General features: G+C 57.0%; 22 protein-coding genes. All 22 read left to right on the top strand.

What is annotated here, in order from left to right; genetic code table 11:
• The first annotated feature begins 126 nt into the window (after positions 1 to 126).
• Entirely contained in the window at positions 127 to 921 is a 795-nt protein-coding gene (locus BMX66_RS03185; RefSeq protein ID WP_090878282.1) for a hypothetical protein, read from the top strand.
• Positions 922 to 933: 12 nt separating this feature from the next.
• A complete protein-coding gene (locus tag BMX66_RS03190; protein WP_090878284.1) occupies positions 934 to 2,013 on the top strand; it encodes a hypothetical protein in 1,080 nt (359 codons plus the stop codon).
• A 218-nt stretch (positions 2,014 to 2,231) separates the two neighbouring features.
• Complete coding sequence (locus BMX66_RS03195; RefSeq protein WP_090878286.1) at positions 2,232 to 4,814, top strand: phage protease; 2,583 nt, start codon at positions 2,232 to 2,234, stop codon at positions 4,812 to 4,814.
• 69 nt (positions 4,815 to 4,883) lie between these two features.
• Positions 4,884 to 5,231, top strand: a complete 348-nt coding sequence (locus tag BMX66_RS03200) for a hypothetical protein (protein WP_090878288.1) — start codon at positions 4,884 to 4,886, stop codon at positions 5,229 to 5,231.
• Between the two features lie 14 nt (positions 5,232 to 5,245).
• Positions 5,246 to 5,857 (top strand): phage adaptor protein, encoded by a 612-nt coding sequence (locus BMX66_RS03205; RefSeq protein WP_147432040.1) that lies wholly within the window; start codon positions 5,246 to 5,248, stop codon positions 5,855 to 5,857.
• Between the two features lie 19 nt (positions 5,858 to 5,876).
• Positions 5,877 to 6,317: a phage tail fiber protein gene (locus tag BMX66_RS03210; RefSeq protein WP_090878292.1), complete on the top strand. Its 441-nt coding sequence runs from the start codon at positions 5,877 to 5,879 to the stop codon at positions 6,315 to 6,317.
• Position 6,318: 1 nt separating this feature from the next.
• Positions 6,319 to 6,714 carry a DUF5675 family protein gene (locus BMX66_RS03215; protein ID WP_090878294.1) on the top strand — a complete coding sequence of 132 codons (396 nt, stop codon included), beginning with the start codon at positions 6,319 to 6,321 and terminating at the stop codon, positions 6,712 to 6,714.
• Positions 6,715 to 6,724: 10 nt separating this feature from the next.
• Positions 6,725 to 7,111, top strand: a complete 387-nt coding sequence (locus BMX66_RS03220) for a hypothetical protein (RefSeq protein WP_090878298.1) — start codon at positions 6,725 to 6,727, stop codon at positions 7,109 to 7,111.
• On the top strand, positions 7,098 to 7,586 hold the full coding sequence (locus BMX66_RS03225) for a hypothetical protein (protein WP_090878300.1): 489 nt from the start codon (positions 7,098 to 7,100) through the stop codon (positions 7,584 to 7,586). Before BMX66_RS03220 ends, BMX66_RS03225 begins: the two co-directional genes overlap by 14 nt.
• 1 nt (position 7,587) lies before the next feature.
• Positions 7,588 to 7,980 carry a hypothetical protein gene (locus BMX66_RS03230; protein ID WP_090878303.1) on the top strand — a complete coding sequence of 131 codons (393 nt, stop codon included), beginning with the start codon at positions 7,588 to 7,590 and terminating at the stop codon, positions 7,978 to 7,980.
• Positions 7,981 to 7,983: 3 nt separating this feature from the next.
• Positions 7,984 to 9,357 (top strand): hypothetical protein, encoded by a 1,374-nt coding sequence (locus BMX66_RS03235; RefSeq protein WP_090878305.1) that lies wholly within the window; start codon positions 7,984 to 7,986, stop codon positions 9,355 to 9,357.
• Between the two features lie 9 nt (positions 9,358 to 9,366).
• Positions 9,367 to 9,648 (top strand): phage fiber-tail adaptor protein, encoded by a 282-nt coding sequence (locus BMX66_RS03240; protein ID WP_090878307.1) that lies wholly within the window; start codon positions 9,367 to 9,369, stop codon positions 9,646 to 9,648.
• A gap of 267 nt (positions 9,649 to 9,915) precedes the next feature.
• Entirely contained in the window at positions 9,916 to 10,449 is a 534-nt protein-coding gene (locus BMX66_RS03245) for a hypothetical protein (protein WP_090878309.1), read from the top strand.
• Between the two features lies 1 nt (position 10,450).
• A complete protein-coding gene (locus BMX66_RS03250) occupies positions 10,451 to 10,678 on the top strand; it encodes a hypothetical protein (RefSeq protein WP_090878311.1) in 228 nt (75 codons plus the stop codon).
• A 122-nt stretch (positions 10,679 to 10,800) separates the two neighbouring features.
• On the top strand, positions 10,801 to 11,343 hold the full coding sequence (locus tag BMX66_RS03255; RefSeq protein WP_090878313.1) for an HK97 gp10 family phage protein: 543 nt from the start codon (positions 10,801 to 10,803) through the stop codon (positions 11,341 to 11,343).
• Positions 11,340 to 11,756, top strand: a complete 417-nt coding sequence (locus tag BMX66_RS03260) for a hypothetical protein (protein WP_090878314.1) — start codon at positions 11,340 to 11,342, stop codon at positions 11,754 to 11,756. Before BMX66_RS03255 ends, BMX66_RS03260 begins: the two co-directional genes overlap by 4 nt.
• 2 nt (positions 11,757 to 11,758) lie before the next feature.
• The gene (locus BMX66_RS15545; protein WP_177168724.1) at positions 11,759 to 12,058 is read left to right on the top strand and encodes a hypothetical protein; all 300 of its coding nucleotides are present in this window, start codon (positions 11,759 to 11,761) and stop codon (positions 12,056 to 12,058) included.
• Positions 12,059 to 12,622, top strand: a complete 564-nt coding sequence (locus tag BMX66_RS03270) for a hypothetical protein (protein ID WP_090878316.1) — start codon at positions 12,059 to 12,061, stop codon at positions 12,620 to 12,622.
• A gap of 28 nt (positions 12,623 to 12,650) precedes the next feature.
• Complete coding sequence (locus BMX66_RS03275) at positions 12,651 to 12,944, top strand: hypothetical protein (RefSeq protein ID WP_143058189.1); 294 nt, start codon at positions 12,651 to 12,653, stop codon at positions 12,942 to 12,944.
• A 2-nt stretch (positions 12,945 to 12,946) separates the two neighbouring features.
• The gene (locus BMX66_RS03280; protein ID WP_090878320.1) at positions 12,947 to 13,909 is read left to right on the top strand and encodes a phage tail tube protein; all 963 of its coding nucleotides are present in this window, start codon (positions 12,947 to 12,949) and stop codon (positions 13,907 to 13,909) included.
• Positions 13,910 to 13,916: 7 nt separating this feature from the next.
• A complete protein-coding gene (locus BMX66_RS03285; RefSeq protein ID WP_090878322.1) occupies positions 13,917 to 14,267 on the top strand; it encodes a phage tail assembly chaperone in 351 nt (116 codons plus the stop codon).
• Positions 14,228 to 14,593 carry a DUF1799 domain-containing protein gene (locus tag BMX66_RS03290; protein WP_090878324.1) on the top strand — a complete coding sequence of 122 codons (366 nt, stop codon included), beginning with the start codon at positions 14,228 to 14,230 and terminating at the stop codon, positions 14,591 to 14,593. The genes BMX66_RS03285 and BMX66_RS03290 overlap by 40 nt, the downstream gene beginning before the upstream one ends.

The following is a 14,593-nucleotide window of genomic DNA, read 5'->3' on the forward strand; positions in this document are numbered from 1 at the left end:
TCCAGCGGACACCAGAACTGGATGTTTCCAGATGCGTATGATGTTGCTCTTTCCCCGTCGCTGAGCTGGCACCATCAATGCGTGTTGGACACTGATGGAATTTTATACCCTTGCTCGTGGATAGTAATGGAGACGGCAGAGGGTGTTTACGATTTCTCGAAGCTCACAACGACCCTGAATTACGCTGCGACGTACGGAAAAAAGGTGATCGTTCGAGTCTTCACTAAGACTGTTTCTGGCGCTAAACCAAAACCTCTTCCAGCATACATGCTGAACGACGAAACCACTTACGGCGGTTCGGCAACAACAGGCGGGCTGAGGATAAACGGCTTCAGCGGGTGGTCGCCCCGATTCGACAATCCAAATGTAATGGCGCGTTTCAAGGCACTGATTACAGCGATGGCCGCGGAAGTTGGGCCCCATTCAGCCCTTCAAGGAATCGGCCCGGACGAATCCGCGTGGGGGTTTAGAGATACTTGGCCCATTGCCGACCTGACTACTGCGCAAGTCAAGGACGCGCACAGAGAACAGTGCCTGCATATTCAGAGTTGCTTCCCAGGCAAGGAGATTTATCCGTTCTATAACTATTGCGATGGGTCACCAGACGAAGAAGTCATAGCGGAATTTCAGTGGTCTCTTAGTCAGGGGATGTGCGCCGGAATTACAGACACTCATCGCATACCTGAGATGCAATCAGGTGTCCAGCCAGTTGCGGCAGCATATCCCGTATCCGCAAAAACACTCATGATCGTGGATTACATGAGCACTGGGGCTGATGACTCAGGGCTTGCAGAAAGATACCTAGAGAATGGAAGGACGACCGCTTTGCGAGGGGCAGATATTACGGTCTGGCTTAATTGGGGCGGAGCGACAGGCAATTATTGGGCCGCAGCGAAAAATGCAATGGCGACCATTGGTTAAGCAACTGCTGAAATGACTTACGCAACTCAATCCGCGATCAAGCGCGCCACGATCCATGCGCATCGCGCGATGGACAAGCTCGATGCGGCGATTCTGAAAGAACTGCGGCAACTCTACCTCCAGGCGGCTGCCGATCTGCGTGCCCGTATCGCCGCAGCTGGTGGTGCAGATGGAAATATCGCCCTGGTACAACTGCAAGACGTGCTGAGCCAGGTGAATGAGCGACTGCGATCGCTCTCCGTTGCACGGGATGCCCTGCTGGATAACGGATTGGAAAATGCCGCCAGGTTTGGAACACTCCCGCTTACCACTGCCGGCGCCGGCGTGCAGTCCGAAGCGTTACTGAGCAACGCGGCGGCAATGCGGGTATCGGATGAAGCGCTGCGCTTCGTGCGCACCTTTATTTCTGAGGATGGCTTGCAGCTGTCCGACCGTATCTGGCGGCTGGACCGGCACGCCCGCGACGTAGTGACTAACGCGATCGAGCGAGCTGTGATACAGGGTCACGGCGCCGTGCAGGCAGCACGTGAGCTATTGATGCGTGGCCAGCCAGTGCCCGGAGAACTGGCGGACAAAATGAACGCTGCTGGCAGCTCAGGAATTGGCAAGGCCGTAGCCAACGTGCTGACTGGAAATGGCAGTCCCATGGATAACGCAATGCGGCTGATGCGCACTGAAATCAACCGGGCCCATGGTGAAGCCTATATCGCCGGCGCCTTAGACCATCCGGACACCGCCGGCGTGCGGTTCCTGCTCTCCCCCGCTCATCCGGAGCCGGATATCTGCGATTTACACGCTACCGGCAACCTTCATGGTCTGGGGCCCGGTGTTTATCCCAGCCGGGCAAAGTGCCCGTGGCCCGCGCATCCGAATACGCTGTCCTATGTGGAAGTGGTGTTCAAGGATGAGGTAACGGAGGCGGATCGGGAAGGCAAGGAAACAGCTACTGAAGCACTGACCCGGCTGACACCGGAGCAACGCAAGGGTGTTCTGGGGGTCAACAAAGCCAAGGTATTCGAGGCAGGCAAGCTCAAGCAAGGAATGATCAAAGCACCATGGCGGGCAGTAAAAAGGCGCGTCATGAAGGATTGATTTATCCACATTTTCTGTGGATAACCTTGTGCACCATAGCGCAGCATTCAAGTAGTTCAACGCCAACAGCATCACGCCTTCTTTATACGCCGTAATCCTCCCTGTTTATGTCTTGCATTATGGCTGAGTATCCCGCTCAGTCCACCGCGGGCGGTCAGTAATTGGCTCGCTCGCCCTCCTCCTGATTGCCTGCGGCATGGACCCTACGAGAGGTCAGCATGCAGCCGCCAAGAATTATCCGATTGTCTGAAAACCATACTGGGGCAGTGCGATTCCTGTCCGGGCTCCATGTGACGCTGGAGGAAGGTAAAACGACAAGCTGGGTAACGGTGACGCGCACCGGTATATTCCGCGACCCGCGCTACGGTGAATTCGAGATCAGCCGCCACATGCTGGAGCAGATCGTCGATAACTTCGGCAGGCGGGTTTATGGCCAGGACATCTTCTACGATGTCGCTCACAAACCGGAAAACGGCGCCGCGGGCAAAGTGTTGCAACTGAAGCTGGAAGGCGACAGGTTGCGCGCTCAAGTTGAATGGACGCCCTACGGTGTCGAGGCCATCAAGAGCAAGGGCTACGCCTACAGCTCGATCGAATATCACGAAAATTTCCAGGATAACGAGAGCGGACAAAAGCATGGCGCCCTGATGATGGGCGCCGGGCTGGTACTGCGCCCGTGTATCAAACGGCTCGATCCAATCCAGTTATCTGAAGCCAGCGATGGGGATATCCCGACGCTGATTCATCCCGAATTGCAATCCAATCTACTACAGGAGATACACACAATGCATAAGAAACTCTCAGGCATATTGAGCGCAACGCTCGCCGGAATCGTGGCGCTATCAGAGCCGATTCGCGCTCAGCTACTGTCTGCATTCGAAACAGCGGTGCAACCCATCACTGATGAGATAAAAGCCAAGCAGCTGATGGATGCCTTTGCCGAATCGGGCAATAAGCTCGGTGAGCAGCTGGCGGCTGCCGGCGCCAACGTCAAGGATATCAAGCTCCTCATTGAGGCGCCTAGTCTCTCCACTGGGCTAACCGCCGATGACGTGAAAAAACTGATGGCTGATGAGGCAACGCGCCTGGCTGACGATGCGAAGAAGCTGACGGAGAAGCGCGACGGCAATATCAAGCTTTTGACCGACACGATCAATGCCGCCACCGGTCTGAGCGATGACGCCAAGAAGGAATTGACCGAGGTTGTGGCCGACTTGGTGACGCCGGAAATGAGTGCCGACCAAGTGAAAAAATTGGCGGATATCCAGATTGCCCAAGGCAACAAGATTGCGGCCGCCAGGCAGTTGGCGGGCATGGGCTTTCAATTTCCCGCCGGCAATGTGCACATAAGCGTGGAATCTGGCAACGAAGTGAAAGCCCTGCAGGAATCTGTCGATAAACGGCTCGGCCTGGTGAGCATGCCCGCCACGCGCCGTTTCTCGAACACGGGCGGCCAGTTGCAGGCTGCGAACAAGGATTTCGCGGAAAAGGTCCTCAAGGAATTCGATGTCGCCAATGCCCGGCAGTTGCATACCGAACACAAACACTTGGCGGCAGGAGATGGCCTCGTTTCCGACGTGGCCGTTCCGGCCATTTTCGAGCGTACCGTGATTCGCGAGGCGCTCTATAACATGATTGGCCTGCAGTTCGTAAATATGGGCACCCTACCCTTCTCGGGCTCCGCGCTTATTCCCTACAGCTACCGCGACACGACCGCCGCGAGCATCAACAGCACCCGGGTGTACGAAGGTGGATCCATCCCGCGCGCCGGGGTGAAGCAAACCAGCGAGACCGCCTACCCCATCCCTCAGAAGATCGCCTTCGAAGTGAGCGACGAATTACGTTATCTCACCAGCAATGGCCAGCTCGATTGGGATGCCGTCTCGGAAAATGCGCGCAATGCCGCCCGCATCATCGGAGAAGACGGCGAGCGCCTGATCTTCAACGAGATCCTGAACGCCTCCGATCAGTACGCCACTACCGACGTGGCGAACGAGGCGGTCGGAACCGGTAATGGCGCCAAGAGCATCTGGCCCGTGGCGGGGTTTCCAGTTGTGCGCCCGAAGAAGGTCTATGACCTACAAGGAAATCAGGTCGGCAGCACGCTTTACCCGATTACGGTAAAAAGCAACGCGGTGACGATCAGCGAATATGACGGTACCGGGACGCAATCGGCCGGCCTGTACTACTACATGGATTACAACCTGGGCGAGATTCATTTCGTCAACGAACTTGGGGTCGCATCCCCAAATACCAGTACTCACGCGGTAGTGGCGAGCTATAGCTACACCACCAATGTGTACAAGTTCGACACCGATCAGGGGTCCGTTGCCACGGATATATTCTGGGACAGTTTCCTGTACCGCTATGGCCTGCGGAAAAACGTGATCGAATCCGATCGCTACCACATAGCCAATTTTGGGCTGATGTCAGGCACTATCCGCACCCAGATCGAGCAGGCACGCAGCTTTATCGAATCCGGTGCGCGCAATGGCACCGACCTCGATGCCGCGGGCAATCTGGGGCGGGTCAAGGATGTGCCCAACTTCCGCACTACCGCGCCGGGCCTCGCCATGGGTGACCAGCGCGTCATCATCGGCGAGCGTGGACAGACCCGCTATCGCATGATGAAGCCGTGGGCCATGGGGCAACTGCAGGATCAACGGGACAGCAACGGCCGCTTTACGGGCAAGAAAGAAGCCTATGGTGACCAGTTCATCGTGCTGCATACGCCGACACAGCTGAAATCCGCATACACGTCGATTGTCCTGTATAGCACCAGCACGCGGATATCCCGATAGAAAATAATCATACGGCATAAACCCGGCAACTGCCGGGTTTTACATTCAAACAGCATATGAGGCACAAGCATGAAAGTTCCCGTTCATAACAATACCGGCATGCCGATTTACGTCGGCTCCGCCATGATTCTGCCGGGAGAGACCCGGCATTTCGACAAGCATGATGTTCCCGATAACCTGCGTCCAAAAAAAGTCGCGGCGGCGGAAGTTGACGAGGCTACGCCTCCTGGAAATCCCCTTGTCGAACTGCTGCAGCACAAGGTCGAAGATGTGAAAGCGACACTGCCAACCCTGGCCGATGGCGAACTCGAGTTGCTGGGTGAACTTGAGCAGTTGGGTGGAAACCCCCGCAAGGGTGTGTTGAGCGCAGTCGCGGAGGAAATCCTGAAGCGCGCGGAAGCAAAGGGTAACGCCTAGTCATGCCGGCGCTCATGTCACGTGCGGAGCTGATCGCGGATCTGGCCGAAAGCCTGCATGACGCAGCCAGCATTTTCACGGCCGAGGATGGCGGTGATTTTCGCCGCCATCTTGATGCTGCCGCGCAAGACATGAGCCGCGTACGGCCGCGCACGCTCTTGGGGATCATCACGCTGGTGGCCGACCAGGAGGCCTACGCGGCGCCGGCGGATATCCAGATTTTCAAGTCAGCTTTATGGGGCGTCAGCCGCACGGCCCGCCCCTGGGAAAGAGCATGGACCGGACGCCTGCCCGATGTGCGCTTGGCGATGAATGGAACTACGCCGGAAATGTATCTGCTGCCGGCGCCAACCGCGCAGCAGATCAGTGTGCTCGGAGCCACGTACAAATTTTATTACTTTGCAGCACATAGCGTATCCGCTGACGCGGCGCAGACCACCATCGTGCTTGGCGATCGCAGTTTACTGTTGTTGCGCGCCCAGGCTGAGGCCATGCGTGAGCTCGCAGTACGCAACGTAAGCAAACCGGTGACGATGCGCGACGGGATCTCGGGCGGCACCCGCAACGGAACGCCTACTTATTTGTTCGAGGCTCTGATGAGAGAGTTTGAATCCAGAATCCAGTGACATTAATAGAGGATAGATCATGCCGGCTTTAACGAATTACGCTGAGAACAAGGTCGTCGATGCCCTGCTGCGTGGCCAGGCCTTGAGTGCGCCGGCCACATACTACGTGGCCTTGTTCACGGTAGACCCAACGGACGCAAATGTAGGTGTTGAGGTTAGTGGTGGCAGTTACGCGCGAGTGGCTATAACCAGCAGCCTGGCGAACTGGGCAGGCACACAATCCGCGGGGAGCACCGTCGCCAGCAGTGGCACCAGCGGCACCACCAGCAATAACAATGCGATTCAATTTCCCGCGCCCACAGCAGATTGGGGGTCAATAACCCATTGGGGGTTGTTCGACGCCGCAGCCGCTGGAAACCCATGGATTTATTCTGCCCTGACAACGCCGAAAACCGTTAACAACGGCGACGCCGCCCCGAGCTTTGCGATTGCGGCGCTGACCTTCCAGATCGACAACTGATATGGATCTGTTATTGGTGCGTAACCACGGCACGGCCGGCTACACCGCCGGGCGACTTTATCAGCTTGAGTGCTCTACTCTTGAGGATCAGGAGCGAGCGCAAAAAATACCGGGCAAGACCGCCATCCCTGCCGGCAAATATCAGGTAGTGGTGACATTCTCCAATCGGTTTCAGAAGCCCTTGCCGTTGCTGCTCAATGTTCCCGGGTTTTCAGGTGTACGCATTCATTCCGGGAATACAGCGAACGATACGGAAGGATGCATTCTAGTCGGCGCCGAAGACGGCAACCCATCGGATGCATGGCTGGGGCGCTCACGCGAAGCATTCACTCCACTATTTGCAAAGATTCAGGCAGCGATTGCTGCCGGCGAGAAGGTCTGGATCACGATTACCTGATGGGTTGCCGATGAACGATATCGACAAGCACATAAGATTAGGAAATGGCCTCACTGCCGAGTTCATGGAGGGCACGGTAATTCTTTTTCGCGTCCACAAAGACCCGAAAAAGATACCCGGTGACATCGAGGAAACATTTATTGCTTGCGAGGCACCAACCGGAGAGTTCTATCTGGTTGAGAATTGTGGTGAACAGGCCAGATTTCTCGCCCACGAGGCTGAGCCGGGAGAATTGGAATTCAAGGCTTACACCGGAGAAATGGGTACGCTTAGACAACGCAGGAGGGTTCGGCGATTCCTTGAGCAGATCCATTTCAACAGCGGAATTATTGAGCGATTCAAAAACGACAAAGCGCCGCATGTAAAACAGGTACGGACTAAAGATGACGGAATTTGATCAGCTTGTTTTTGCCGAGCTGCGTGACGATCCAGTCGCGCTCGGCTATCCGCCGCTAATCGCGGCAAATAATGATGAGGGCATTGCAAATGTTTGCAACGGCGCGACAGTTCAGGTTGTCGGGCTGATTACATGCGCAAACCTGAATAGTTGGGCAGCTGAAACGAATATGGCGGCAGTCATCGTGGATGAAGCGGCAGATGCGCAATCTCTGTTGCGGTCCTCCGCCTTGGCAATCATAAATGTAATGCAGGACGCAAACGCTGGCATTGACATGGCGGAGCAGAAGCACGTTGACATGCTGAACGCATGGGAAACAGCAGGCAAGCTAAGTGCCCCGAATAAAGCAAGCTTTTTAGCCTATGCGACACGAACCATTCCGCGCCCGGTTGCATTATTCGGCAAATTACTGACCGCAAATGATGTCGCTCGGGTAGTGCGCGACGATCTCGGCAACCCATTGATAGGAGCTTGAGGTGGCATTAACAAAAAACGCGAGAGAGCTTGTCGCAACTGGAACGTCCAACGCAGTCGGAGCCACGATCTACGGGCGGGTCGATCTCAACGCGGCGCAGGGGCCGAGCCGCCTCACAGTCAAGATCAAGAATGGCGCCACTGGCCCAACAGTCCAGTGTACCGCGCGCGTGCTGATTGCCCATAAGGCCGTGCTTCCGGCCGCAGGCGCGGCGGGAGCTGATTGGAAAACCCATTACCCACCCGTGGGGCCCGGCGTCGCTGCGAACGCCGAGGGCGAATGGTCGTATCCGATAGGCCGGGAGATCATGTGCCTCGAGGTGGAATTTACCGGTAATACGGGACAGCCGGTCACCGTCGAGGCATATCTGAGTGAGCTTACTGCAGTTGCCTAATCCGTGATTGAACAGCTTGCAAATCAGCCGCTGTACCCGGCGAGAATCGATTATTCCCACCCCATCGGGCGCCGGACGCGGTTTGCATTAATTGGTAGCGGCGTTCCACCCGAACTGTGCAATGCCATACAGCCGGGCGGCACAATAGGGGTAACGGAAGCTACGCCTGGTGGGACTGCATACGTTTTGCCGGCTACGCCAACCACCTGGACAAAGGTAATAACCGATCTTGATCCTATTGTATCCGGTTCTTTTACCGTCCATTGGCACGGTATTATTCGGGCCAATACGTCCCAGAGATTGCTCAGGTCTAATGGAGCCACCTACGGGTGGAACTTCGTTTCTGGTACGTGGTCGGCCGGCTTTATTACCTTTGGTCTTTTCAAGATATGGGGAGGCAGTGGATACAGCGCTCCAGCCGTATCGATTGTAGATGGAACTGAACATTCAGTAACTATAGTCTATGACAGCGTGGCGGCTGCGGTAGAGGTATTTCTGGATGGTGTATCTATAGGATCAGGATCGTGGACACCCGATCCCGGCGCAATGGGCGCGGGTCAGGTTTTTAGCGTCAACGGTCATTCAACTGCACCGCACAAAATGCTGAGTGTGCAGGCTTTCACCGGCGCGCTCAGTGCAAGTGAGATTGCTGCATTAGCTGCAAATTCCTGGCTGGCATTCGAGCCCGAGCCTGATGAGATATGGGTAGCAGCGCCGAGCGCCGGCGCAGCGGCACTCGAAGGCGTTGCCCAGGCGGTGGCCGCAGCAACCGGAACGCTAACCACAGCAATCACGCTAGCCGCCAATGCCGAATCGCAGGCGGCAGGGTCAGGCGCACTGGCGACGCAGATCAATCTAACAGCTGATGCAGTGTCAATATCGACTGCTGGCGGTGTATTGACCGCACAGATCCAGCTATCCGGCGCTGCCCTGGCGCAAGCGATATCGACAGCCGCGCTTTCCAGCGGGATCAATCTCTCGGCCTCGGCCGTGGCTGAGGCATCAGCCGATGGGATGCTGGATACGATCATCAAACTGATCGGATCGGCCGTCGCCAATGCATCGGCCAGTGCGGACCTCACCACTACACCAGGTGGTTTTGCCGCAAACGCAATATGCCAGGCTATTGCTACCGGGGAGCTCGCGACGCAGATCCAGCTTTCCGGCGACGCTATCGCTGAGGCAATTGCAACCGGAAGCCTCACCACGCAGATCCAACTGGCCGCCGCTGCCATTGCGGAGGCCCTGGCCAGCGGGACGCTATCCGAACCGCTGCCGCTCGTCAGCGACCCTCGGTTTGTCGCGCAGGGACGTGGCAGAAATGGCGTATCGGCAGCTCGCCCGCGAGGGTATACAAGCTCAATAACCATTCATTAGGGGGTTCAAGTGTTTGCATCCAAGGATCCGGAAGAAAACATTACCCTGACATTCGATTTCTCGGCGCTTGCCGCGTCGATCGCCAATCCGGAAATCACTATTGAGGTGGTTTCCGGTACGGATGCCGATGCTCAAGCCATGCTTTCAGGAGCAGCGCAAGTTGATGGAAATAAGGTGCTGCAGAGAGTGACTGGCGGCGTGGATGGGGTGGATTATCACCTGCGCTGCACAGGCGAATCTGGCGCTGACAAGCTGGTGATTCCAGAAACGCTGCGGGTCAGGAAGCGGTAAAGAGATGTTGACACCCGGCTTTTCTTAGCCTAACCTTATCTCAAGTGCTAATCACACTCTTACAAGGCGGTAACCGCCCACGCCCGACAGCCGTGGTATTTTTTCGCCCATCGCTCGCTCCTTTGCGGTGAAAAAACGATTTCAATGGCCGGGTGTGCGACGGATACAAGACCCTACGGGGGAAGAAGTCCGCCGTTCCTTGTAGCGGTGATTAGCGCCCGGCCGCCCTCCGGGGCATTGACTAATCATCAATACAAGGAAATCATCATGAATGAAGTCACTCCCTTCCACTGGGGCGAGATCGCCCTGTCCGAAACTGTTTTTATCGACGGTGCGCCTCATGCCAGCCGTTTCGCCATTGGCGAGTGGCTGGAATATGAAGACCCAGCGGAAGGAATTCGGAAGATTTTGAACCGAAATTCCTACATTGAAGAGCACTCAGTACCGGTCAAGCTGACCGCTACTGACGGCAAAAAATACGACACAAAGGTGTATCACCCCATCGGTTTTCTGCTGATCGTGATGGAGTCCGGCCAGCCGAAAGCACAGGCGATGAAACAGGCTGTGGCGGAATTCGTCTGGCACTTTGCCGGACCGCGCCGCATGAGCTTCAAGGAACGCACTGAACTGCTGAAGCTGTCGCGCGTGCTGCTCAACGATCTGGCGAAAACCCGCGATGCATTCGTGCAGAACGGGCTGGTCACGCACCTGCGCGAAGTGCACCTGGCGCTGGGGCAGCCGCTGCCGGATACCGCCATGCTGGGGAAGGATGCCGCTCAACTCCCGCTGAAGGGGGTGTGACATGGCGATCACGACCCCCCAACGGGCGCTGGACCTGACCTATGCGCCGCTAAGACAGGCCACCCATGCAATGGAATCCCTGATGCAGATGCTGTCAGGGGCAAACAATGACCTTAATCCGGAGAACCTGTACTGGCTCATATTGCCGATACAGGAGGCAGTAACATCGGCACTGGACGAGCTGAGCGCCGGACTGCCACCCAAACCTGCCGAGTCCGAGAAGCACTAGCGACAACGGCAACATTCTCACCATAACCCGCTTCGGCGGGTTTTTTATTGCGCCAATATCCTCCCTGTTTCTGGCTTGCGCTTCGGCCTACATTGGCGCCAACTGAATCAGCAGGCAAGCCCATGCACATCCGCTACCAAGTCGCCAGCAAGGAAGCTCAGGAAGCATTTGATCGCGCTCCGGATGTGATGGAGCGCAATCTGGAGCCGTTTCTTAAACGGGGAGCTTACGATGTCGCGGATGAGGCCCGCGCCCGCGTACCGGGTCTTTTCGGCACTCTCAGGCAATCAATCCTCCCGGCAAGTGTAGGCAAGCTGCACTGGCGCGTTTCGCCAGGGATGAACTACGCCGTTGATGTAGAAGAAGGAACCGGACCCGCCGCCGGCAAGGCGCGCTATTACCCGAATCCGGACAATCTGCTGCAGTACCTCCGCCTTGCCCCATCGTACCGGGGGTTTAAATGGACTCCGCGCAAAAGCCGCAAGCGCGAAGAACAGGAGCTCGACCTCTGGTTCAGGTCGCGTCAGATGGCGTGGGCGATCTATAACAAAGGCACAAAAGCCCAACCATTTATGGAGCCCGCCGCCAAGAAGATGGAAAGCCGTGTCTTCGTGTTGCTGCGCGAGGGTGTGGATACAGGACTGCGTGAGGTATTCGGGCAATGAGCGCGCTTTCAGACCGGATGAATGCAATCAAGTCGACGCTGGCGACGATGTATCCCGCCCGCACGGTAACCCGTGACCTCAAGGATTTCGCGGCACGGCCATTGAGCGAACTGCAAGAGGGAATCTATACCGTGCTGTCGGCCAGCGAAGGCAATTACAGCCACTACCTGGGGGGGATGACGCGCGACGGCGAGCATCGCGTGCTGTTGGTGGGGCAAATCGCGGTGACGGAAACCGCAGAGCCTTCGGCAACTGAAGATGCGGAAGGCACGATGATCGACGAGATCAAGGCGTTTACCCGCGCGCTGCCGCCCGAGCTCGGTTCGTTGACGCTGACCGGTTGGCGACAAAGCCAGCAGCTTGAGCATCCATACGGCTGGGTGGCCTTTGATATGACGCTGAGGGAAGGTTAGAGATGAAGTGGGCCGGGATGATCGCGGATCCCTGCACGGGGAACGTATCGCATACCAAGCTATGGGCCAACGTGGCCTATGCGTCGGCCACTGGCGCGTTCTGGTGGTCGGCGGTGCAGGGCCAGCTCACGCCTGACATCTGGCTGATTTACCTGGGTGTAGTGGGCGCACATACCGCTGCATCGAAGCTGATCGGGTTGCGGTACTCGTCCCCTCCCCCGCAGCCACAACCTATGCCTATGCCGATGCCACCGATGCCTATGCCGCCGCCATCCCAGGGTGACATGGGCGGAATCAGTTAAATGGATCTCTTCGTCTCCCTGGCATTGCGAGTACTTGTCCCGGTCATTCTGGCCGTGAGCCTGTGGTTATGGGGTTATAACTCCGGCGTTTCTCGGGAGTCCGACCGGCGAGATGCTCATGAGCTGGATATAAGGGAAAAGGCGGACGAGGAGTATGAAACCGCTGCTAATGCAGCGCGTACACATGCTATCGCGTCGATCGAATGGAAACGCCGCGCCGACAGTTATTACCGTAAATGGCAGGAGAGACTGAACCATGTCAACGATGACCAGCTATCAGAGTGCGCCACTGCGACAAACGAGGAGAAACCGGGTGCTGGTATGTGCATGCTTAGTCCTGATTGGGTCTGGCTGTACAACGATGCCTGGTACCCGGACGGCATGCCCGCCGATTCCGCCGGAACTGATGCAGTACCCCGCGGAGCCGTTGCAGCTACGCCCCGCGATGCGCTTGTCAATATCCGCACCAACGCCGAACTCTGCGCCGACGACAGGCAGCGACAGCGAAAACTAATCGACTATTTGCATGAGCTGGAGGCAGGCCGTGCCAGACCGACTGATTAGGGTGGCTTTTATGTGGGGAGATTCCCTTTTGCTGGCCGCGCTGGCGTTTTTTGGTGCGTCGTTCGCAGGTTTGGCAACACAACTGCGCTCAGGAAATACGCTTACACGCCGGACCGTTGCAGCCACCATGCTCAACAGCGGATTCATCGGCGCCATCATCGCGCTGCTGGGATATCAAACCTTCGCCGAAGATCTGCCATACCTGATGGGGATGTCGCTGCTGGCCGGCATCGGCGGCGCGACGATACTGGATTTCGCCCTGTTGCTGCTGAAGCGGCGCATGGGAATCACGATACGCATCGAACAAGATAAAGGAGAGTAAATATGGCGCGCTATACACGCAATTCGGCCATTTTGGCGAAAATAGAAACCGCCTATGGCGAGGATGCAATACCAAGCGGTGTCGCCAACGCGGCACTGATTTCCAACCTGTCGGTAAACCCGCTTAATTCCAACAATATCAACCGGGATCTGATCCGGCCTTATTTTGGTGCATCCGAGCAGCTGGTCGGCACGGTCTATAAGGAAGTCAGTTTCGATGTCGAACTCGCGGGCAGCGGCGCCGCCGGCACTGCCCCAGCCTGGGGACCTTTGCTGCGGGCCTGCGCTTTCGAAGAGACCATAAATGCTGCTGTGAGTGTGGATTACACGCCGATCACCGACCTGCAGGAATCCCTGACGATTTACTACTACCGCTCGGGCGTGTTGCACAAGCTGCTCGGTGCGCACGGCGACTGCACGCTGAAGGCCGTTATCGGCACCCGCCCCGTATTTTCATTTAAATTTCTCGGCCTGGATGGCGGGATGAGCGCTGCCGCCAATCCCAGTCTTACGCTTTCGGGGTGGAAGACTCCCCTATCGGTCAGCGATGCAAATACCGGGGATTTGCTGTTCGGATGCACGTATGCGGCCGGCGCGCTGTCCAGCGGCACCGCTTATCCCTCCCGCGGACTGGAGTTGCCATTTGGCAACGCGGTAGCCCATACCCCGCTGCTTGGCGGGGAGACTATCGATATTACCAACCGGGAGATCGGCGGCACGCTTGAGCTTGATTTGACGCCCGCGGAGGAAGTTGCCTTCATGACCAGCATCAAGGCAAACAGTACGCAAAGCCTGGGCATGGTGCACGGCACCGCCGCCGGCAACAAGGTGCTGATGTACATGCCCGCCGTGCAGCTCATCAGCCCGTCAGAATCGGATGTGAACGGGCGCGCCCTCAGCAAATACAGCTTGCGGGTAGTACCCGGCGCCGCTGGCAACGACGAATTGCGCATCGTTTCTCTATAGGCAGATCATGAAAAAACCCCAGCAGGAAAATAAACTGAAGCTGATTCCGGCGCCCACCTTCCCCGGCGATGTGAACATCAGCGGCCACGGCGAGGCCGAACCGCGCGTGCTGAAGATGGAATTCAAGCACATGGGCAAAAAAGCGGCACGTGAATGGATCGCGGAGATGAAAGGCAGTCAGCGGCCAGCCGCAGAGACCCTGCTGGAGATTGTCACCAGCTTCAAGGATGAATCCGGCGTCGCAATCCCCGCATCAGTCGAGGCATTCGATGAATTGATGGATAACTACCCGCGGCCGTTCGCCGATATCGTCACCGCATGGAGCGATTATCTTACCGGGACCCGCGAAAAAAACTGATCGAGGCCGCCCGCTGGCTGGTCCGTGGTCCGGATAGCCAGGTGCCAAACAGTGATGCGCTTGCCGCGCTCGGGTTGCGATGGGAGGGAGAAGTACCGGATAACGACTGCGCCGTGTGGCCGGATAACTGGGCTGCGGTAATGGTATTCAAGCACATGATGACGCAATGGATCATGAGCTTCAGCGGTCCGGTCGGGCTCAGGTACGAGGCGCTGCCGGTGGTGCTTCGGCTGCTGGAAGTGCCGCGGGGCGAATGGCCAGAAATTTTTCCTGATTTGAGAGTGATGGAACGAGCCGCGCTGGATTGCATGCATGAGGAGAAATAA

It is taken from the genome of Nitrosovibrio sp. Nv6 (assembly GCF_900110495.1).
GTDB lineage: Bacteria > Pseudomonadota > Gammaproteobacteria > Burkholderiales > Nitrosomonadaceae > Nitrosospira.

Coding starts and splice junctions, on each gene's coding strand:
- BMX66_RS03200 (WP_090878288.1), top strand. CDS start 4,884: ATGAAAGTTCCCGTTCATAACAATACCGGCATGCCGATTTACGTCGGC.
- BMX66_RS03285 (WP_090878322.1), top strand. CDS start 13,917: ATGAAAAAACCCCAGCAGGAAAATAAACTGAAGCTGATTCCGGCGCCC.
- BMX66_RS03190 (WP_090878284.1), top strand. CDS start 934: ATGACTTACGCAACTCAATCCGCGATCAAGCGCGCCACGATCCATGCG.
- BMX66_RS03280 (WP_090878320.1), top strand. CDS start 12,947: ATGGCGCGCTATACACGCAATTCGGCCATTTTGGCGAAAATAGAAACC.
- BMX66_RS03215 (WP_090878294.1), top strand. CDS start 6,319: ATGGATCTGTTATTGGTGCGTAACCACGGCACGGCCGGCTACACCGCC.
- BMX66_RS03270 (WP_090878316.1), top strand. CDS start 12,059: ATGGATCTCTTCGTCTCCCTGGCATTGCGAGTACTTGTCCCGGTCATT.
- BMX66_RS03245 (WP_090878309.1), top strand. CDS start 9,916: ATGAATGAAGTCACTCCCTTCCACTGGGGCGAGATCGCCCTGTCCGAA.
- BMX66_RS03195 (WP_090878286.1), top strand. CDS start 2,232: ATGCAGCCGCCAAGAATTATCCGATTGTCTGAAAACCATACTGGGGCA.
- BMX66_RS03220 (WP_090878298.1), top strand. CDS start 6,725: ATGAACGATATCGACAAGCACATAAGATTAGGAAATGGCCTCACTGCC.
- BMX66_RS03250 (WP_090878311.1), top strand. CDS start 10,451: ATGGCGATCACGACCCCCCAACGGGCGCTGGACCTGACCTATGCGCCG.
- BMX66_RS03260 (WP_090878314.1), top strand. CDS start 11,340: ATGAGCGCGCTTTCAGACCGGATGAATGCAATCAAGTCGACGCTGGCG.
- BMX66_RS15545 (WP_177168724.1), top strand. CDS start 11,759: ATGAAGTGGGCCGGGATGATCGCGGATCCCTGCACGGGGAACGTATCG.
- BMX66_RS03185 (WP_090878282.1), top strand. CDS start 127: ATGGAGACGGCAGAGGGTGTTTACGATTTCTCGAAGCTCACAACGACC.
- BMX66_RS03290 (WP_090878324.1), top strand. CDS start 14,228: ATGGAGCGATTATCTTACCGGGACCCGCGAAAAAAACTGATCGAGGCC.
- BMX66_RS03225 (WP_090878300.1), top strand. CDS start 7,098: ATGACGGAATTTGATCAGCTTGTTTTTGCCGAGCTGCGTGACGATCCA.
- BMX66_RS03210 (WP_090878292.1), top strand. CDS start 5,877: ATGCCGGCTTTAACGAATTACGCTGAGAACAAGGTCGTCGATGCCCTG.
- BMX66_RS03255 (WP_090878313.1), top strand. CDS start 10,801: ATGCACATCCGCTACCAAGTCGCCAGCAAGGAAGCTCAGGAAGCATTT.
- BMX66_RS03205 (WP_147432040.1), top strand. CDS start 5,246: ATGTCACGTGCGGAGCTGATCGCGGATCTGGCCGAAAGCCTGCATGAC.